We start from the raw sequence: 21,130 nt of genomic DNA on the forward strand, positions 1-21,130 counted from the left end.
TATCCCGTTGTTTTACAAGAGACTCTGTAAAAAACAACCATAACACCATTTGGCTTTATGTTTACTTATTCTGACAGGTGTTCATCCATATTTTTTGCGTCATCTTCATAAAGAGCCAATAGAAGAGAAATATTGAGACAATTCTTGGCTCGAAAATCTGAAAGACTGACGAGATGCGACAACAGAATTTCGCCTGCCTTTATTATCAAAAGCACTAAAAGTGAATTTATTCTTTCTGCAATGGGTCATAGGCTCCTTGGTAAGAGTAGCATGTCACAACCTATGTAACAAGACTGTGAACCCTATCCCCATAGGTTTAGCTCTCGTTTATGTGGACATTGGCTTAGAAATAACCGATACGCCTAGTCAACTCAAACCATGTCATACGATAGAAAAAAGGAGAGCATACCTATCGCCTACAAAGTACAGCTTTTTTGTCAACTTTTTCGATTTTGCTCATGTTGTAAAAACAAAGAAAAATTCTAGAAAATAGACAAATAACGCCATAGGAGCATGGCTCTCAATAAGCACAAACCCCACACAGAGAGTGTGGGCTTTTTTTCTTTATACAAATAAACAAATTAAATACATATTTTTTATTTAATAAGTATTTCCCAAGGGTGGACACGAACAAATAAGCATTCTGTCTCCCGCAACATTATCAATCCGCGATACAGGAGGCCAATATTTGTTGGCTGGATCAAGGGAGCTATTGGGAAAAGCAGCTTCTTGTCTCGAATAGGGTCGCGCCCAAGCATCATCTAAAGTATCTGCGACTGTATGAGGGGCATTCACCAATGGATTATTGTCTTTTGGCCAAACCCCATTCCCAACTTTTTTGGCTTCTTCAGCAATAGAGAGTAATGCATCACAAAAACGGTCAATTTCTGCTTTTGGTTCTGATTCCGTTGGCTCAATCATCAAAGTTCCCGGAACAGGAAACGACATCGTAGGCGCATGGAATCCATAATCAATGAGACGTTTTGCAATATCATCAACACTCACCCCATACTGATCTTTTAACAGGCGTGTATCCACAATACATTCATGAGCAACACGTCCATGTTTGCCTCGATAAAGAATAGAATAAGCCGATGAAAGACGTGCAGCAATATAATTAGCATTTAAAATGGCTATTTGTGTTGCATATTTTAAGCCATCAGCACCCATCATTCGAATATACATCCACGTAATGGCAAGAATAGACGCACTTCCATAAGGCGCTGCTGAAATTGCATGGGTTGTACCATCTTGTTCATGCCCTGGTAAAAATGGTTTGAGATGTGCTGCGACCCCAATGGGTCCCATCCCAGGACCACCCCCTCCATGAGGAATAGCAAATGTTTTATGAAGATTCATATGACACACATCAGCCCCAATATCGGCGGGACGCGCAAGCCCTACAAGGGCATTGAGATTAGCACCATCAAAATAAACTTGTCCGCCATTTTCATGAATAATAGAACAAATCTCCTTAATGCTTTCCTCATAAACACCATGGGTTGAAGGATAAGTAATCATGAGAGCAGCCAATTTATCCTTATGCAATTGCGCTTTCATTTTGAGATCATCAACATCAACATCGCCATCGCTTAAACATTTTACCACAACAACTTCCATGCCTGCCATATGCGCCGAAGCTGGATTGGTACCGTGTGCAGACGCTGGAATAAGACAAACTGTCCGTTGATGTTCACCCCGTGAGTGGTAATAGCGTCGGATAGCCAAAAGCCCCGCATATTCACCTTGAGCACCAGAATTTGGTTGAAAAGAGACTTGCGCAAATCCTGTAATTTCACACAACCACGCATTTAATTGATTGATCATCTCCAAATAACCCGCCGCATCCTCTTGTGAAACAAACGGGTGTATATTGGCCATGCTCGCCCAACTCACAGGCATCAATTCAGCCGCCGCATTAAGCTTCATTGTACAAGAACCAAGAGGGATCATCGCCCGATCCAGTGCCAAATCCTTATCCGCTAAACGACGCAAAAAGCGCATCATATCTGTCTCTGAATGAACCGCATGAAAAAAGGGTTGAGAAAGAAAAGCAGCATCCCGTTCTTTGCCAAAGAGTCGTGGAGACGCCTGATCAACCAGTTGTGCCCCCAAAAGCTTTGCTAAAGCACAGGCATCTTCTTCTGTCGACAATTCATCAAAATTGATTGCAATGGTGTCATCATCAAAAACACGAACAAGGCGTCCATCCATCTTGGCTTGATACGCAATCTCTGGCGCTTTTCCCTTCACAACAATGCTAACACAATCAAAAAAAGACTCTGCTTCACAAGAAACACCAGCAGCCTCTAAACCAGCAACGAAACGACATGTTAAATGATGGATCCGCTGCGCAATTTCTTGTAAGCCTTTTGGCCCATGCCAAACCGCATAAGCGGTTGCCATATTAGCCAACAAAGCCTGCGCTGTACAAATATTTGACGTCGCTTTATCGCGCCGAATATGTTGTTCACGTGTTTGCAAAGCTAAACGAAAACCAACGCGCCCTTCTGTATCGACGGATTGCCCCACTATACGCCCTGGAATAAGGCGTGTGAGCGCATTACTCACCGCAAGGTAACCAGCATGGGGACCACCAAACCCCATTGGAACGCCATAACGCTGCATAGAACCAACAACGATATCTGCCCCCCATTTTGCCGGTGCTTCCATAAGCGTAAGCGCTAAAGGATCAGCCACAACAATAACCAGCGCACCTTTTTCCTTTGCCTCTTTTATGACCTCACTATAATCATGAAAAGAACCTTTTGTATCGGGCCAAGAGAGAACAATTGCCGCTGTATCAGGACAAATTTCTTTCTCAAAGCTGATCCGAATGCCTTGTGTTTCAGCACGCGTTTGCACAACACTCAAAGTCTGAGGATGCAAAAGACTCTGAAGAGAAATTTTTGTTTTTTTCTCACGGAAAAAACGAAAAGCAAGAGCATTGGCTTCCGCTAAAGCAGTTGCTTCATCAAGAAGGGAAGCAGCAGCAACAGGCAAACCTGTCAGTTCACTAATCAATGTCTGAAAATAAAACAGGAGTTCTAAACGACCTTGGCTAATTTCTGCTTGATACGGTGTATAAGCGGTATACCAAGCTGGATTTTCAAATAGATTTCGTAAAATAACCGGAGGCACATAAGTTCCATGATATCCTTGCCCAATAAAGCTTTTATGCACACAATTACGCTCCATCATTTTGGAGAGTTCTTCTAAGGCTTGGTTCTCACTTGCAGCCTTGGGAAGGTTTAATGAACGTCCCAAATGGATAGAATTGGGAACCGCTTGAGAAATGAGTGTATCAACACTATCGAGCTCTAAAACATCAAGCATTTTTTGTGTTTCATCAGGACGAGGCCCAATATGTCGAGAAGAAAAAGAACGCTCGATCATCACACTCATCCAATCAAAGCCTTATAAGCATCTTCATCCAACAACTCTTCCAGTTGTGTTTCATCCTGCACTGTCATTTTCCATAACCAGCCTTCTGTTTCGGCTTTTTGGTTTACCAGTTCAGGATTATCAGCGAGTGCCTCATTGATTTCGACCACTTCACCATCAAGAGGAGAATAAACATCTGAAGCTGCTTTAACGGATTCCACAACAGCCGCCGCCTCCCCTTTGGAAAGTTTTGTCCCACTTTGTGGTAAATCAACAAAAACTAAATCGCCTAATTGCTCTTGCGCATAATGTGTAACCCCAACAGTCACCATTTGTCCGTCAACGCTAAGCCATTCGTGGTCTTGTGTAAAATAAGTTTTCGACATAAAAAATCATCCTTTAAAATAACGTTGTTCAACAAAGGGAAGAGAATGCACTGAAAGTGCAATCTTTTTTCCTCGCAGTTCTGTAAAAACTTCTGTTCCTTCAACTTTATACGCGATAGGGACGTACCCCATCGCAACAGGACCATCAAAAGAAGGACCAAAACCGCCTGATGTTACCATGCCAATCTCCTTACCCTGATCATCGAGAAGCACCGCACCGGCACGAATAGGTTGGCGCGTTTGCGGTTTTAATCCAACACGACAACGCGCAGGCCCTTTTTGCAGGGCTTCAAGAAAAGCCTTTGCACCGTAAAATTGTGCTTTTTCTCGAACACTTTTAGGAACAGCCCATATTAGAGCCGCATCAATAGGCGTTGTATCAGGGGTAATATCATTTCCATGCAAACACAACCCTGCTTCCAACCGTAAGCTATCGCGTGCGGCAAGTCCAATCCACTCAACACGAGAATCACTCAGTAATTTTTCAGCCAACGCATGCGCATGCCCTATGGGGACAGCAATTTCAAAACCATCCTCTCCCGTATACCCAGAACGCGTTATAAACCAATCTTGTTGTGGTTCGAATCCCTGCATAAAGAACAATTCATTTCCTGGTAAATCCGCATCAGCAAGAACAGCTGCCGCTTCAGGACCTTGAAGAGCAAGCAATACCCTTTCAAGAGCAATCACTTGACATTCAAAATCAACAGCACGCTTTTCCAATTCTACAAAATCAGCCTGAGCATTCCCCGCATTGGCAACCAACATAAAACGGTGTTCTTCCAAACGTGTAATGATAAGGTCATCAAGAATACCCGCCTGCTCATTAAGCAAATAATTATACCGTGAGTGCCCAATCTTTAAAGCTGCTGCATCAATAGGAAAAGCATAGGATAAAAATTCCACGGCTTGTGCTCCTTCAACGGCAATCAATTTCATATGAGAAATATCAAAAAGTCCTGCATGTGCACGCGTATGAAGATGCTCTTTCAAAACGCCAAGAGGATAAGTTAAAGGCATATTCCACCCCGCAAAAGCACCAAATTTCGCTCCTGCTTTTTCATGCAGATCATATAAAGGAAGTGTTTTTAAAAAAGATGTTTCTTGTTCTGTGCCCATAATAACTCCAAAGCTGCGCTAACACCCACACAATATGGACGTCTCTGCACCCCTCTGTCATCAACCTGAGAGACTCGCGAAAAGACCTTTCGCTTACACCTTCGGCGCGGGCTCTCCCGACTTTCCAGATCTGCCTTCTTCCTTTTACGGTCCTTAAAGCCTGAGAGATTATGGGCTATTTCCCCTTCGGCGGCACTGCGAAAATTCGCAATCTGCACTCTCCCGCAAAAGAATGAAAGAAACGATAACGCTCTTTCCAGCATGATTTAATCTATAACCTATCTTTATCGTACTGTCATTAGTAAAGTGATAAACAGGCTCTCATTTTAAAACTTGCATAAGCTGCTTCAAAAGATTTATAATAGTATCCTTTTGAAGCTTACAAAAATTGTAAGGAACACGTTTTAGGAAATTTAAGACAAAAATGCCCCTTGAAAATCATGCAAAACGTCACACACTAAAAAGATCGCAAAACAAGATTCTTTCTTGTGCAATTCAGTCTTAAGAGTAGGGTTTCATATTTTTTTAAGAATAAGGAGTTCAAGTATTTTATAGGTATAATTTTAATGCACAAGAAGTAGATTTTCTGCTTTGTTAATAGTGTCATAAAATGCAATGATTGACAGACTAAAATTACCGAATAAAGGTTACAACATACTCATGAAAGCTGGTAATATCTCCTATAATTGCGAAAATGATCTTCCAAAACAAATTGCTCTTTTTCCTTTAGAAGGTGCACTTTTGCTGCCCGGTGGTTTTTTATCCCTCAACATTTTTGAACCAGAATCGCTTGAAATGGTTGAAAATGTTATGGTATCGGACCGTCTCTTGGGTATTATTCAACCCCTTTTTTCATCGGAAACAGGCCGCTTTTCTAAACAACTTTATAAAACAGGCTGTATAGGGCGCATTACAAACTACAGTGAAACAGGCAATGGACAATTGTTCATTATATTACAAGGTGTTTGCCGTTTCACCTTAGAACAAGAATTGACAAACACAAAATCCTATCGAACAGCTCTCATCCAATCAAACATAAAAGACTTACAAGAACTCGATATTGAAGAAAATATTCATCGAGAAAGCTTACTTGATGTTGTTGAGAAATATCTGACCATCCATGAAATGGAATATAATTGGAGCAGTATCATAGAAGCCCCTACACCTATATTGGTGAATGCTTTTTCAGCTCTTATCCCCTTTACCCCAGCAGAAAAACAAGCTCTCCTTGAAGCTCCAGATATCAAAAGCCGAGCCCAAACTCTTCTTGCATTAACAGAACGCTCACTGATGAAACAAACAGGAACAGATTACCGTTTAAACTAATGAACGTAAAAACATGAAAAAAATGACGACAGATCCCAAAATGCTCGAATTGCTTGTCTGCCCAATGACAAAAGGCACGCTCTCTTTCAACCGCAAAACACAAGAGCTTATTTCTCTCAAAGCCAATCTTGCCTATCCTATTCGTAATGGCATTCCCATTATGCTTGCTTCAGAAGCACGCCCTTTGCAAAACGATGAAAAAATAACGCAATAAAAAATAAGAAATCTTTGTTCATTTTTTCTGGAACAAGCTATTAGCAATCACTGCTTTATGAAAAATTCTCTTGTGCTCATGCAATCTTTAAAAAAACTGATCCATGCCACGCCAGGACCAACATTCTCTCTTTACCAACACCCAATATTATCGTTACGCTAAAAAGTCTTTTTGCTTTTGCAAGCCGAAAACAAGCTTCCGTTTCTATACAAAAGAGATGGATAATGGATAAAAGTCATAGAGTTACAATTTAAAATATCCCCCATAATAATCACCAAGAAATTATCCAAAATCCCATCAAAATAAAAAGAGGCATTGCAACAGTTGCATGTAAATTTTGCAAAAAGCAACCAAAATAACTTCTGTAGCTCTGGTTGACGATTAAAAGCAAGTGCCTTATGAATAAAGTTTGTGTTTTTGGTCATATACGCGACGATTAATAGGGCTTGGAAGCCCTAAAATCATGTATAAAATGAACCCGCTTTGTGGACATCTCTGAGTTCCGGGGATTCTTGTTATGTCCAAGTGCTCTCAGCACTAAAAGCAAGAGGCTGTTTTGAGTCAGCACTTCCAGACCCCGGATACCAATGCGAAGGCGCTCGCGACCAGTGGAAACATAAGTACAAACTGAACATCCATATTTTCATGACATTTCCATAGGTTTAAAAATGCGCTTTATTTGCTTGGAATAAGCAATTTGAATTTCGATTGACGATTGAAAATAATTCTCTTATGAATAGAACTTGTGTTTTTGGTCGTGTACGCGACGATCAAATAGGGCCTGGAAGCCCGAAACCGAGCATAAAGATTAGCCCGCTTTTGCGGATATCCCGGAGTTTCCGGGGGCTCTTGTTATGTCCAAGTGCTTTCAGCACTAAAAGCAAGAGGCTGACTCGGTTTCAGCACTTCCAGACCCCGGATACTAATGCGAGGGCGCTCGCAACCGGAGGGGGCTTTAAGTGCAAAAAGTGCAAACTAAAAATCCACATTTTTACGATATTTCTTTGGGCAAGAAAATTCGCTTCAAAAGAAAAATCATGGGGATTTCTCAAAAACAATTGGGCAATCATTTGGGGGTAACATTCCAACAAATACAAAAATATGAAAAAGGTTTAAATCGCGTAAGTGCAAGATGTTTGCAGGAAATTGCTGATAGACTCGATGTTCCCATTTCCTTCTTTTATGCCGATAGCGCACAAAAAGAAGATAGCCTCTGTTATTATGATGACCAAATATCGAGCAAAGAAGAGTATTTACTTTTGAAAAACTTCAGAATCCTTACTCGTAAAAAACAAAAGGCAATCTTGCAATTGATTTCTGATGAAAAAAATACCCCCTTATTTTCATGAATTTACGGAAAAGAAATCAATATGTTGAATAACTTTAACAAGAATTTCAACTGTCTCCCCTAAAGGACAAAAATTTCTATCTGATCTGAAAACAGCCTGAGTAGAAATCTTTGTCTTTAGAGAGGGAGGGAAGAGATCAAATAATTGAACACTGAACAAATAAAAGATAAAAAATCTTCCAATGCGATGCATCATACCATCTTTTAAAAATTAAAGAACGTGAAGAGAAACAATTGACAGAAGATAAAAAATTCACTTAAGTGCACTCTCAAAGAGATGAAGACTTCGCATAAAATATTCAATTTTTTCAATTCTGAAAGATTAAAAAAAACCGAATTATTTGAAATAAAACTAATTTATTGTGCTAACGATTATGATTGATGTGCACAAAATGGGATTGTTGAAGATATAATTTAATGATGTTCCTTGACCAACTCACTCTCTCCTGAGTATAGCGCGGGGAATAAACGTGGAGAGACACGAAGGAGTATAGAAAATGAGTTTTAAAGTTGCAATTGTCGGCGCAACAGGAAATGTCGGTCGTGAAATGCTTACAATTTTAGAAGAGCGTGGTTTTCCTGCACACGAAATCGTCCCTCTGGCTTCACGACGCTCATTAGGGCAAGAAGTCTCTTATGGGGACAAAACTTTAAAAGTAAAAGCACTGGATACTTATGATTTCTCTGACACAGATTTGTGTCTTATGTCTGCGGGGGGAAGCATTTCCAAAGAATATGCCCCTAAAATCGCTGCTGCCGGCTGTATCGTTATCGACAATTCCTCCACGTGGCGCTATGATGCCAATGTTCCGTTGATTGTCCCTGAAGTGAATGCACAAGCTGTAAGTGCCTTTTCTAAACGTAATATTATAGCCAATCCCAATTGTTCAACCATTCAACTGGTCTTAGCTTTAAAACCTCTCCATGATGCTGCCACCATTAAACGGGTTGTTGTCTCTACATATCAATCGGTTTCTGGAGCTGGTAAAGAAGGAATGGACGAACTTTTCGAACAATCACGCGCAGTGTTTGTTGCAGATCCAATTACATCAAAAAAATTCACCAAACGCATTGCCTTTAATGTCATTCCCCATATCGATGTTTTCATGGAAGATGGTTATACAAAAGAAGAATGGAAAATGACGGCTGAAACGAAAAAAATTCTTGATCCCAAAATTAAATTAACAGCCACTGCTGTTCGGGTTCCTGTCTTTATCGGTCATGCAGAAGCCGTCCATGTTGAATTTGAAAAACCACTCAGCGTACCTGAAGCACAAGAGCTTCTCCGCGATGCCCCCGGTTGTCAGCTTATCGATAAACACGAAGATGGTGGCTATACCACACCTTATGAATGTACGGGAGAAGATGACACCTTTATTAGCCGCATTCGTGAAGATATCACCGTTGAAAATGGTTTAGCTTTCTGGGTTGTCGCTGATAATTTAAGAAAAGGAGCCGCATTAAATGCCGTTCAAATTGCTGAATTGCTCATTTCTCGTAATTTGATAAAGCCTAAATCGGCAAATTAACCATTTCTCTATCCGAAAGAATGAAAAGCTAAAGAGCCGGTCTGTCAAAAAGTCCGGCTTCTCTTCAGCAGGATCTTCCCCCACTAAGGGTTCATATCGTCATCCTAAAGGACAGATTCAGGACATTGATAAATTCTACTCGTTAAATATCCTTGAATACCTCGCCACCTTAAAGAACGCAGATCTCTATCTACACTGCTCTTGTACACAATCGCACTTTGTTAACGCGTTTGCACCAATCACCGCCTTGATGCCGCCTTACGACACAACAGTAACAAGGAAAAAAAGCCCTAGCCAGTCTATAAAAAATACCGCTTTTCTTAAGCAAATTCCATCAAACATTATCCTAAAGACAGTATCTCGAGGCGTTGATAAACTGGATTTGACCCTGAATATTCTTAACTCTCGCCACCTTAAGTTAACCCTCGCCGCCTTGATACCATTTTACGGGATAATAGGATCAGCAGCATAAAGCATTTTCTTCTTTATGCTGCCATTTTTTTGTCATCTCTCTTTTTTGTCATCCCTCTCGTGAGATTGACTTTATCCTTATCGAGCAGGATAGGTCACAACGCGGTAACGCGTTTCATTGCGTTCAAAATTTTTGTCATTAACCTTATCCGGAAAGAAGGGATTATAAGCATTGACGTGCTTTACAGAAACGCCTTGTGCTTTTGGAGATGGATTTAAAATTGTCCGTTCATCCCTTTTTTTGACACCTGTGGCATCGATAATCACATCGGTTCTGTACAGTTTTTGCATGTTTTTGCGTGTTTTTTGCATCGCCGGAAGCGCTTTAAAGTCAGAAACAGCCTGTTTTACTTTTTCTTTTGGCGATTTTATAATGGCGTTTGATTTTGCAGACATCTTCTTCAAAGAATTTACGGGCATCTTTTTAAAAGCAACGGTGGGAACATTGTTGACATTGACATAACGTGCAGATGCCCAGCCAATTTTTCCACTATAACCAAGCGAACACCAAGTTTTATTGGATAGACAGCCATAAATTTGTACTTTTGCTCCCATTGGAACCATTGCGATCACTTTATAAGCTGTCGCAGGGCCTGTGCGTAAAGACACCTGACCTGATGCAACACGGGCAACTGTTCCAGCAATGGTTCCAGCTTGTGCATGAAAAGCAGTCATTGCCACCCCTGACGCTCCTAAAGCCCATAAAGTCATCATTGTTGATAAAAATCTCTTTCTTAACATTATTTTTTCCTCTCTAACATGTGAAGGGCAAAATATTCGCCTTTGCAAAATTTGCCGCGTTTAAATCTAATACTCACCGATCTTTCTTTTCCCCCAAAGCCCCTAATCCCATTGCAACAAAATCTCTCTTTGTTCCCTCCACCCCTCTACACGAACACGGTCTTTTGATCTTGATTGCGCAGTCTATTCCTTATGAATTGACAGCGAAAACATTATCCGATTGCTTGACTCTTCAATCAATCGCCTCTTAAAGAAGTTTTTAAAGTGTCATTGGTTCCCTCAACAAAGGATGATATTTCTCCAAAACTGCCGAAAATGGAGAGAAAAAGAATACTCTTTTTTTAAATAAAAGTGATTGAATATTCTCTAAAGCTTGTATAGGCTCAGATTTTCTTAAAAAAATACAGAGTATATTGAAGATTCCCTCAAAAAATCTCTTATAAAAGAAAGTTAAGAGCACATGACATTAAATTTTTTTTCTCGTAGTCGTCTTAGAGGATTATTTCTCTCTCTCTTGGCACTTTTTTTGTCTACTGCTTTTTCCATGGCTGCAGACAAAACAAAAATCAAACTCGGTATTATGGAGGGACGGGATGCGATTATCTGGAAAGTTGCTGCTGAACAAGCTAAAAAAAATGGTTTAGATATTGAACTTGTTTATTTTTCTGATTACGCTTTGCCCAACGACGCAGTTAACGCAGGAGAGATCGATGCCAATGCTTTTCAGCACGCCCCTTATCTTAATGAACAAATGAAACAACGTGGCTATAAACTTTCAATTGTCGGCTATACATTTATTGCTCCAATAGGTATTTATTCACATAAAATCAAAGACTTAAAAGATCTGCATGATGGTGCACATGTTGGTATTCCTAATGACCCATCAAATGGTGGGAGAGCCTTACTTCTTCTCAATTCTTTAGGTCTCATTAAATTAAAAGATCCTCATAATATTCTCGCATCTCCCCTTGATATTATTGAAAATCCTAAAAACCTGCAAATTCGTGAACTCGATGCCGGTATGTTAGGGCGTGCAATTGACGATTTTGATATTGCAATTGTAAACACAAACTGGGCTATTGTTTCTGGATTAAACTTCGAAAAAGATGTAGTTGCATGGGAGAGCGCAAAAAATAATCCTTATGATAATATCATCGTTGTACGCACGAGCGAAAAAGATGAACCATGGGTAAAAAAATTAGTTGCCGCTTACAACAATGAACTTATCCGTGCAAAAATCAAAGAGGTTTTTGGTACAACAGCCCAAACATCTTGGTAATTATGCCAAACATCCCGGTAATCGTGAATGGAAAAACCTACTCTTATCTCCTTAAAAAACATCAGCCGTTGTTTTAACAAGACGGCTGGTGTTCCGGTGATTAATAATCTCTCTTTAAATATCCATGCTGGTGAAATCCTTGGCATTATCGGGCGCAGTGGAGCAGGAAAATCGACACTTATCCGCTGTTTAAATGGGTTAGAGAAGATTGATGCAGGGTGCATTTTTTTTGAAGATGTTGATATTTCAAATCTATCAGAGACAGAATGGGCGCCTTACCGTCAACGGATTGGGATGATTTTTCAACATTTTAATCTTCTCTCATCACAAAATATTCTTGATAACATTGCATTGCCACTTAAATTAAGTGGTGTCAGTAAAAAACAACGCCACAAACGTGCCCTCGAACTGATTGAATTGGTTGGGTTATATGGGAAAGAATATTGCTATCCGGCACAATTATCCGGAGGGCAAAAACAACGGGTTGGCATTGCCCGTGCTCTAGCCGCTAATCCTAAAATATTGTTATCCGATGAAGCAACTTCTGCTCTTGATCCTGAAACAACACAATCTATTCTAGAGCTCCTTGCGAATATTAACAAACACCTCAATCTCACGATTGTGCTCATTACCCATGAAATGGAAGTTGTACGCACCATAGCGCATCGCGTCGTTGTTCTTAATCAAGGACAGATTGTAGAAGAAGGACGTGTGAAAGACATTTTTACATCACCGCAAGATGATACAACTATCGCCATGCTCAAGCTTGTCACGCCACAACTTCCTGAAAAATTTGCAAAAAATCTCAAACCAATCGGGCGAGAAGCTGTCATTGAAATCAATATTGCTGGTGAAATTGCCCAGCAACCTTTTCTTCATCTGCTAGAAAATGAGAGTGGTTTAAAAGCACGTATTTTGCATGGTGGTATTGATACCGTTCAAGATGAAACCATTGGGCGACTCTTCTTGGCTCTTCCTGGAGAAGATAAAGAAGCTTTAGAAAAAGCTGTTCAATGGTTAACGAAAAAAGGACGATATTGTGAGGTATTAGGTTATGTTTAATGTTTTGTCTCATGAACTTCCTCAAGCTGTTATTGATACAATATTGATGACATTGAGTGCTTCTTTTATGGCATTTATTATAGGGCTTCCCCTTGGTCTTCTTCTTCATACAACAGCACGTGGAGGGATTTTTGCCTCATCTCTCATCAATCGCCCTTTAAGCATGATCATTGACAGTATTCGTGCCATTCCCTTTATTATTCTTGCATTTTATCTTCTTCCCGTTACCCGTATCGTTGTAGGAAAAGGAATAGGAATGCCTGCTGTCATTTTTATACTGACCATTTCAGCGACTCCTTTTTATGCACGCATGGCCGAACTCGCTTTTAAAACCGTTGAAAACGGCCTCATTGAAGCTGTCCGCTCCATGGGTGCAAGCCGTCTTCAAATTATCAGACATGTTCTTATTCCTGAAGCGCTCCCTAGCCTGATTACAGGTTTTACAGTCATGGTCATTTCTCTCATCGGTGCCACCTCACTTGCTGGGTATCTCGGTGGAGGCGGTTTAGGAGACATGGCAATCCGCTATGGCTATCAACGCTATAATACCTTCATCATGACCGTCGTCATTATCCTTTTGATTGTGCTCAATATTACAACCCAATGGATTTCCGATAAAATCGTACAAAAACTTGATAAAACGAAGCACTAAAAGACTTAGAATTTCACGGGCTTGCATTATCATCCTCTTTGCCACTTCCAAAGTGCAACACCTCGCAAGTGAAACACCCCTTGGTAATCGAAAACGCTCATAAGAGATTAGGAGCTTTTTTCTTAAACAGTTTTTATCTTTCTCCATCCGTCTGTAACCAAGCAAATAGTTTTAATGACTTCACTGTAAAAACGAGATGAAATGAGAGATCTTACAGCATTGAAAACTCTCTCTCCATAAAACGATAAATTATCATGTTAAATCACTCTCTTGATCATGATCTGATCGCAACTTAGACAAGATATTGATTTATAGTGATAATATAGCGTTATTCATATTGAATGAGAACACCGAATATCGTAAGATCTTTCATTTCAAAGCTCTCCATGTTGAATCAATCAAAATCGCCTGCACATTACAAATGGGATTAGCGTGTGGATAAAAAACTATTAAGAAAGGACTAAAAATGGCTCTTATGAACCGTCTTAAGAAAAGTCTGTCGCAATGGGGGGGCTGGCAAATATAACGATGGTACCGACTTGTTACTTCATAAGCGTAAAGATGGGGGGCTCAATGGCTTTATCGTTATACCATTCACGGGCACCGTCACGAAATGGGCTTGGATGCCTTGAGAAATGTTTCTTTTACAAAAGCCAGTGAACGAGCAACCCAATAGCGTTCTGTTTTGCATGAGAGGCGTGACTCCATTAGCAACACCCCATCAAAACAATCGAACAGACAAAACAATCTGCTATCGCTATCAAGGCTATAACACCTCCACCATAATTATGATTGATCACTCTTAATGTATGATTGTTGTCTCCCAAAGTGTTTGATCAAAAATAGCAATCTCTTGCCAATCCATTGCTGGTCTATTAATGGTTTTATGACGTTGTTTTATTTTTTAAACAAAGTTTGTTCTTTAACTTTCTACTTATAAATCAAAATCTAAACCAAATACAACAGCCTATTTTAGAGACATATTGAGTTGGATAAAAGCTTTAAACACTGTTCCTTCTTTTATATGCCAAAGTGCAAGAGAACTTATTGCATATCTATCAAGCATAATTTCTAAAATGGGAAAACTGCCTAATTTTGGAAAAATATTAAAGGCGTAAAGGTGCAAACCAATTTTCATCTTTACCATCATTCTTTAGTTCGGCATGAAGGTTTTCAAAAGCGTCTAAAGCGATATTCTTTAAATAATGGAGATTACGCATTGCCTTACACTTTTTGTTTATCACGTTCTTTAAATGGATCACCCCCTGCTTGTAAAAACAGAATGTCCCAAACGAAATAGACCTCGCGTCGCATATTCATGCGCTTATTTTAAAGAGGCATCAAAGCCCTCAAGCTCATTTCGCGATAGTATCCGTGAATGGTATAATATTCAATTCATTGAGACGCCATCTTTACACTTCATAAAAGCGTAAACCGGCACATCATACACTTTGCCAAATCCCAGTGTTGTAAACCACCCCTTAACACTCGAGACAGTTCGGCATACCTTTCTTGTACAGTTCACTCCATACAGACTTGACCGCTTTTAAACATGCAAATGAGTGGTTTTGATTATTTCGACATGAAAATAAATTTAGAATGAAAGCATCTTACGATATTCTAGCCTCGCATTCCGGATGAATGACACGATAAAACACTACATTCTCAATGCTGTCATCAAAGAAAATTCTAATAAAATTGTAGGAAAATCCTTATAAAACAAAGCACTCAAATAATTTTAAAGGTTGGAGAATTTTTCGCCCAGCACAGCAACAATAAGCCATTGAGCCGTAAGGGCTGGTTTTTTTAATTTTTCTACCTCCACTGTCACCCCATAATGGAAAACCACGCGACCAGAAGGGCGAATTTCGGCATCATCTAACAAAAAACGCGCACGCACCCGAGCTCCTGTTTTCACAGGACTCATAAACCGTACTTTATCGAAACCATAATTAATCCCCATTGCAGCTCCTTCTAACTCTGGAAGAGCCTCATAAGCAAGTGTAGACAAAAGCGATAATGTTAAAAAGCCATGAGCAATCGTTCCCCCAAAAGGTGTCTTTTTGGCTTTTTCCTCATCAACGTGTATCCATTGATGATCATCTGTAGCGCCTGCAAATTGATTAATCATATCCTGTGTAACAAGACGCCACTGCGATAATCCTATTTCTTTTCCAATAAAAGTAGCAACATCTTGTACTGCGATTTTTTGCTGCATAACGCTATTCCCATTTTATTTGATAAAAACAACCACCCCTCTTGCTTTTATAAAACCCATTGATTAGAGCATCAAGAATAAAAGATTAATTAATTGTCTTAAAAACAAATACACCGTATGAATAAGAAACCTTTTTTAACAGAATAGTTTTCAAATGGGAAAAAAGAATGGCAAGCAATGTGAACCTAACAGGTTTAGCGCATGATTTGAAGCAACGTGCAGAAAACCATCCCCCCATTCGTATTGGACTGATTGGTTGTGGTGAAATGGGCACAGATTTATTATCAAGTATTGCGCATATGGAGGGGATAACAGTCGCCGCCGTCGCCACGAGGACACCGTCACGTATTTTTGATGCTGCGACACTTGCCTATGGCGAAGAAGGACATGTCTGTGAAGTTGAAAATGCGCATGCCCTCACACAAAGCATTGAAAAAGGTTTGATTGCAGCAACAGACGATATTGACCTTGTTTTGCGCCATGAACAAATTGATATTATCGTTGATGCAACTGGTTATCCTGAAGCAGGAGCAGAAATTGGCTTTAAAGCGCTTGAAAACAACAAACATCTTGTCATGATGAATGTTGAAGCTGATGTTACGATTGGCGCGTATCTGAAACATGAAGCAGAAAAACGAGGCCTTATTTATACCCTTGGTGCTGGTGATGAACCGACTTCCTGCATGGAACTTATCGAATTTGTTTCAGCTCTTGGGCATAAAATTGTTGCAGCGGGGAAGGGAAAAAATAATCCTCTCCTCTTTGATGCCACACCCGATGCTTATGAAGAAGAAGCACTCCGCCGTAATATGAATGTGCGCATGTTGGTTGAATTTATTGATGGTTCCAAAACAATGGTTGAAATGGCAGCAATTGCCAATGCTACTGGACTTCTCCCCGATTGCCCAGGAATGCACGGCCCTCAAGCAGCACTGCAAGATTTAAACAAAGTCCTTATTCCAAAACAAGATGGAGGCATCTTGCAACAATATGGTGTGGTGGATTATTCAATAGGTCAAGGTGTTTCCCCAGGGGTCTTTGTCATTGCAGAAATAGCACACCCACGTTTACGCGAGCGTATGGAAGATTTAAAAATTGGTCAGGGACCTTATTTCACCTTTCACCGCCCCTATCATTTAACAGCTATGGAAGTTCCCCTCACCTGCGCACGCGTTATGCTGTATGGCAAAAAAGATATGGTTCCCCTTAGCCATCCCGTAGTAGAAGTCTGTGCTGTTGCTAAAAAAGATTTACACCCAGGTGACCAATTAGATTTCATCGGTCTTTATAGTTATCGCGCTTGGATCATGAATATTGCAGAAGCACGCGCTCACCAAGCCATTCCTTGTGGTCTTTTAGAAAAAGCAACGGTAACAGCTGCAATTAAAAAAAATGAACTCATTACAGTGCATAATACGGCTATTCGTGAAGATCAATGGATTGCGCGTCTTCGTGCCAAACAAGACCTTTTACTTCATTGCCCTTCTCTCGGCTGATCTATAAATATCCTCTTCTTATCCTAAAAAATTCATTGCTTTACAAAACAACGCATTGATTTATAATGATAATCTATCATTATTCATATTGAATGAGAATCCCAAATAACGTAAGATTCTCTCATTTAAAATCTTTTTATCTTGAATCAATCAAAACCATTCACCTGCACGTTACAAGCGGAGCTGGTGTGTGGATAAAAATCGTATAAGAAAAGACTAAAAATGGCTCTTATGAACCGCCTTAAGTGCTAAAGACTGTCACACATTAGAGGCTGGCAAAGTGTGTGATGGTGCCAGCTTGTTATTTCATAAGCGTAAAGATGGAGGTGCTCAATGGATTGACCGTTATACCTATTCATGATCACCACCATGCAATGAAATTGGCTGCCTTAAGAGATGTTTCTTTAAGGAACAATATTCCTTTTCTATATGAAAGTAACGCATAAAAAATAAACGCATTCTGGATTAAGAATACTTCCTTCGTGAAGATTCCGTGAATTGCAAATCTTTATATCAAACAAGACCTTATACTTGCCCTCTCCCTCATCTATCCCCTCCTTATCACCTTACTTAACAGCATCCTTTCCTTAGGCAACAGAACAACCCAGAATGTATTTGTATTGCAAATTCAAGTGTCTGTTTTAATAAAAATATTTTCCAACGCCGCGCATCAGCACCTCTCTCTCACAAGAAAGCCTGTAAATACTATAAAACCTCTCCATGAAATAATATTAAGATTTATTATATATCTCTATCTTTACGCCATAAAGATAAAAACCGGCATCATCGTTTTATTTTCCCATTCCCAATATACGATAGCCCTTGAGCCTTAGAAATAATTCATGAGAGAATTTTTACTTTTTTCTTAAAGAGTTGTTACCCATACACGAATGCACCTTGTGATAGGCAAAAAATTCTTTTGATGGATTCAACATGAACAGACTTGCAATGATAAATATTTATAAAGCAATAAATTCATTTTTAATTTAATATATTGATTTATAATGATAATTTATCATAAACTACTTGTTAGAAGAGAAAATACAGAACTTTTGTTTTATCTCTTCTTGTTTTTTATTTTACAATATAAGAAATATTTTAAAAAGGATACATATACCTTTGATGAATAACCTTTATATAAAAGTAGCAAAACAATATGAAAAGGCTGATAAAGATGATGAAAATACTAGCCTTACAACAAGAAAATGACCATAAACTGTAAAAAGTCAGGTTACCCCATTTTGAAAATGAAAAACATCAATTGCAAGGTGTTGAACTTTAATAACATCAACAAAAGATACATTTAGTATTAATAATAGTGATTTTTTTCATTCAATACAGTATAAATAACTTCAAATAGTGATTTTTTCAAAATAATGAAGTGAACGAAAAACACATCGACAAATTCAATGAATCCTCTACTAAGATCAGTTTTCTCCTAGAGTGTACATAGCATTCCTAAAATAGAGACAACAGCACCAACTATATCGCCACAACATAAAGAAGCAAGAAGTGATACAATACCTATCCCACCCCAAAAAGCTGAACCTGAATATGCAGAAACTTTTTCAGCCCTTCCAAAAGCAACGCTATTTTGTTCCTCAACACCATAAATGATAGCGCTATCCACCACTTTAATAACTGCATTGTTTTCTGCTGTAGAAACAATAACTGCCGTACTCTCTTGAAATTGATTTTTTACAAAACTTGCATTCCCCTCTATAATCTGTACAAAAAAAAGAATAAGTAGTGTAAAAGTAAATGAACATACACGATTTTTAAATATTTTAAACATAGCTTTCTTTGCTCCTCTTTTTCTTTGCAGAAGAAAAAGTTAAATAATATTCATATATATAAAAATAAATAATACAACATGATATATTATATTTAATTATAAGACATATATAATACATTATGTATTACATGTAAAGTAAAAAAATATAATTTAAATTAAAAAAATAAACACTAATGAATTCAAAATAATAATAGAAGTTTTTTTTAATATCATACTTGAGAAAAGTTATTTAAAAATAACTATAAATCTTAGCACAAACAATTGCGTATCGTCTCATATTATGAATAATAATTTTATTAAAGTGATAATATATCAATAGTCTCTACATTCCATTATAACTATTTAAAGTTTAAAAAATTCGTGAACATAAAAAATAGATTAATTATTTTTTCCATAATAATAATTTATCAAATTTTGTATTAAAATAAATTATAAAAAATAACTTAATTTAAACAATTATATAATATAATAATACTTGTCTATTATCGAGATCAGAGAAAGATGGTATAGCGCTTCAAGGATCTCTTATTATATCCCTCATCGATATATGGTACAGGTTTACTCTCAATAATGTCGAGAAATAAAATCGCGAGCAAATAAAAATAGCGATCTAAAATGAATATATTTTCATCAGTAAACCTTAAAAGTCTACCCATCTTTAACAAAATGGTTATAAAGCGTAAAAGATTTTTCAAGATCTCTATCTTCAAAATTAACAAAACGCACTTATAAAATAAATCAACTTATCAGATTTACAAAAACATTATAAGCAACACAAAAGTGCGAGAAAACTATCTAAAACCAAATACTAAGATAGTCATGAAAAATGAGATAATTCCCCAAAATGCTGAAAAACAACTCTCTTGCCTAACCTTCATAAAAGTTAGCTGATTTTTTTCTTCAATAAGATAGATCACAGCCCTATCTATATTTCGAGTCACTCTATTTTTCTCTTGATGAGTAAAAAATAATTCTCTTTGAAATAAATCTTTATCAAGATTTATATGACTCTCTGCACCTTGTACAAAAAAAAGAATGAATGCTATAAAAATAGAGCAATAAAACTTATTTTTAAATACTTTAAACATAAATTTATGTTACAGTATTATTTTTTTAAATAAAAGAGTAAAATAAAAATAAATTATTTAAAAATAAAATCTATTTTCTAACAATTTATTTTTATACATACAATAATACACATACTATACTTAATATAAACGTCATTAAAATATGAATAAAAAAATTATGCAAATATTTGAAGGAAAAGTGATAGGGCAACCTATGAGAAAATCGCGTTTTTGCAGGACCTGCTTCAAGATAAACAGATTGAAAAAAGAGCCATTAAAACCGATATTGATCAATCAATTTATCAACGGCTCATCTTAAAAGCGAGGAACTGATTTATAATCATAATCCATTGTTTTGCATATTGAATGCAAGAGCACCTGACAATTATAAATTCCTCTTAAGTTTAATGCTGTTTATATTAAATCAATCCAATTTATTTGCTTGCAAATCACAAATGAAAGTGATGTGTAGGGAGAAAACTTTAAAGAAAAAATATCACTTATGAGGTATTTTAAGCACCAAAGGCTGCTGCAAAAATCGGAAGATGACAAAGTATATGCTGGCACCCCCTTTTTACTTCAACAAGTATAAAGATGATGGTATACAATCGTTTTTCTATTATAGGGATTGACTATTATACTCTTCGATGTGCAATGTTACAAAATAGGCTTGGATACCTGATGTTTCTTTAAAACAAGCGATGTCCAACACAAAATGGGGTTCTGTTTATCATGGTTTCAACGGTTTCTCTTTTTTATCATCTTATAAGCTCATCAAGCTCTCTATAATTTCGCGACGCTGCACATCAAAGGGCATAAACGGTAAATTCATTGAGCACCACCATCTTTACGCTTAATAAAAGAGCAAGCAGGCAGCACCATCACACACTTTGCCATTACCCAATGTTGCAAACCAACCCGTAGTACTTGATAAGGGTCATAAGAGGCATACCTTTCTTGCATAGTTTCACGCCATACAGCTAATCCGCCCACATAACTAATCCATTTGTGCTGTGCAAGAGGCAAGTTTTTATTGACTCAAC

At 38.2% G+C, this 21,130-nt stretch carries 15 protein-coding genes, 2 pseudogenes and 2 riboswitches; of the genes and pseudogenes, 10 read left to right on the forward strand and 7 right to left on the reverse strand.

Features of this window, described 5'->3' with window-relative positions:
• Positions 1-600: 600 nt before the first annotated feature.
• The 3 genes from gcvP to gcvT are packed head-to-tail and all read right to left on the reverse strand — an operon-like array spanning position 601 to position 4,889.
• Positions 601-3,396, reverse strand: coding sequence for an aminomethyl-transferring glycine dehydrogenase (gcvP, locus tag D1093_RS08515; RefSeq protein ID WP_120102401.1), 2,796 nt, complete (start codon positions 3,394-3,396; stop codon positions 601-603).
• Between the two features lie 5 nt (positions 3,397-3,401).
• The gene (gene gcvH, locus D1093_RS08520) at positions 3,402-3,770 is read right to left on the reverse strand and encodes a glycine cleavage system protein GcvH (protein WP_120101995.1); all 369 of its coding nucleotides are present in this window, start codon (positions 3,768-3,770) and stop codon (positions 3,402-3,404) included.
• A gap of 6 nt (positions 3,771-3,776) precedes the next feature.
• Entirely contained in the window at positions 3,777-4,889 is a 1,113-nt protein-coding gene (gene gcvT / locus D1093_RS08525) for a glycine cleavage system aminomethyltransferase GcvT (RefSeq protein ID WP_120101997.1), read from the reverse strand.
• A gap of 44 nt (positions 4,890-4,933) precedes the next feature.
• Positions 4,934-5,025: riboswitch (glycine riboswitch) on the reverse strand.
• 1 nt (position 5,026) lies between these two features.
• Positions 5,027-5,124, reverse strand: a riboswitch (glycine riboswitch).
• Positions 5,125-5,549: 425 nt separating this feature from the next.
• On the opposite strand from gcvT, the gene D1093_RS08530 reads away from it, so the two are divergent.
• The 4 genes from D1093_RS08530 (at position 5,550) to D1093_RS08545 (ending at position 9,306) form a co-directional block, all read left to right on the forward strand.
• The gene (locus D1093_RS08530; protein ID WP_120101999.1) at positions 5,550-6,215 is read left to right on the forward strand and encodes an LON peptidase substrate-binding domain-containing protein; all 666 of its coding nucleotides are present in this window, start codon (positions 5,550-5,552) and stop codon (positions 6,213-6,215) included.
• A gap of 13 nt (positions 6,216-6,228) precedes the next feature.
• Complete coding sequence (locus tag D1093_RS08535; RefSeq protein WP_120102001.1) at positions 6,229-6,429, forward strand: Trm112 family protein; 201 nt, start codon at positions 6,229-6,231, stop codon at positions 6,427-6,429.
• Between the two features lie 968 nt (positions 6,430-7,397).
• Positions 7,398-7,778, forward strand: coding sequence for a helix-turn-helix domain-containing protein (locus D1093_RS08540; protein ID WP_120102402.1), 381 nt, complete (start codon positions 7,398-7,400; stop codon positions 7,776-7,778).
• A gap of 496 nt (positions 7,779-8,274) precedes the next feature.
• Positions 8,275-9,306 (forward strand): aspartate-semialdehyde dehydrogenase, encoded by a 1,032-nt coding sequence (locus D1093_RS08545; RefSeq protein ID WP_120102007.1) that lies wholly within the window; start codon positions 8,275-8,277, stop codon positions 9,304-9,306.
• Between the two features lie 549 nt (positions 9,307-9,855).
• On the opposite strand, the gene D1093_RS08550 is transcribed toward D1093_RS08545, so the two are convergent.
• Entirely contained in the window at positions 9,856-10,518 is a 663-nt protein-coding gene (locus D1093_RS08550) for an SH3 domain-containing protein (RefSeq protein ID WP_120102009.1), read from the reverse strand.
• A gap of 460 nt (positions 10,519-10,978) precedes the next feature.
• On the opposite strand from D1093_RS08550, the gene D1093_RS08555 reads away from it, so the two are divergent.
• The 4 genes and pseudogenes from D1093_RS08555 to D1093_RS10605 form a co-directional block, all read left to right on the forward strand.
• Positions 10,979-11,797: a MetQ/NlpA family ABC transporter substrate-binding protein gene (locus D1093_RS08555; RefSeq protein ID WP_120102011.1), complete on the forward strand. Its 819-nt coding sequence runs from the start codon at positions 10,979-10,981 to the stop codon at positions 11,795-11,797.
• A 27-nt stretch (positions 11,798-11,824) separates the two neighbouring features.
• The gene (locus tag D1093_RS08560) at positions 11,825-12,859 is read left to right on the forward strand and encodes a methionine ABC transporter ATP-binding protein (protein WP_120102013.1); all 1,035 of its coding nucleotides are present in this window, start codon (positions 11,825-11,827) and stop codon (positions 12,857-12,859) included.
• Positions 12,852-13,511 (forward strand): methionine ABC transporter permease, encoded by a 660-nt coding sequence (locus tag D1093_RS08565; RefSeq protein ID WP_120102015.1) that lies wholly within the window; start codon positions 12,852-12,854, stop codon positions 13,509-13,511. Before D1093_RS08560 ends, D1093_RS08565 begins: the two co-directional genes overlap by 8 nt.
• Before the next feature lie 466 nt (positions 13,512-13,977).
• A pseudogene (locus tag D1093_RS10605) lies at positions 13,978-14,253 on the forward strand (integrase arm-type DNA-binding domain-containing protein); the annotation flags it as partial.
• Positions 14,254-15,249: 996 nt separating this feature from the next.
• On the opposite strand, the gene D1093_RS08575 reads toward D1093_RS10605, so the two are convergent.
• The gene (locus tag D1093_RS08575) at positions 15,250-15,729 is read right to left on the reverse strand and encodes a MaoC family dehydratase (protein WP_120102017.1); all 480 of its coding nucleotides are present in this window, start codon (positions 15,727-15,729) and stop codon (positions 15,250-15,252) included.
• Between the two features lie 167 nt (positions 15,730-15,896).
• Here D1093_RS08575 and D1093_RS08580 point away from each other — a divergent pair, with 167 nt between their 5' ends.
• Together D1093_RS08580 and D1093_RS10610 are read left to right on the forward strand one after the other, a co-directional pair.
• Entirely contained in the window at positions 15,897-17,225 is a 1,329-nt protein-coding gene (locus tag D1093_RS08580; protein WP_120102019.1) for an NAD(P)H-dependent oxidoreductase, read from the forward strand.
• A gap of 222 nt (positions 17,226-17,447) precedes the next feature.
• Positions 17,448-17,635: pseudogene (locus D1093_RS10610) on the forward strand (integrase); the annotation flags it as partial.
• Positions 17,636-18,663: 1,028 nt separating this feature from the next.
• Here D1093_RS10610 and D1093_RS08585 read toward each other — a convergent pair.
• Together D1093_RS08585 and D1093_RS09935 are read right to left on the reverse strand one after the other, a co-directional pair.
• Complete coding sequence (locus D1093_RS08585) at positions 18,664-19,020, reverse strand: hypothetical protein (RefSeq protein WP_120102021.1); 357 nt, start codon at positions 19,018-19,020, stop codon at positions 18,664-18,666.
• 1,895 nt (positions 19,021-20,915) lie between these two features.
• Positions 20,916-21,080, reverse strand: coding sequence for a hypothetical protein (locus tag D1093_RS09935; RefSeq protein WP_167309091.1), 165 nt, complete (start codon positions 21,078-21,080; stop codon positions 20,916-20,918).
• Between the last annotated feature and the right edge of the window lie 50 nt (positions 21,081-21,130).

It is taken from the genome of Bartonella kosoyi (assembly GCF_003606325.2).
Classification (GTDB): Bacteria; Pseudomonadota; Alphaproteobacteria; order Rhizobiales; family Rhizobiaceae; genus Bartonella; species Bartonella kosoyi.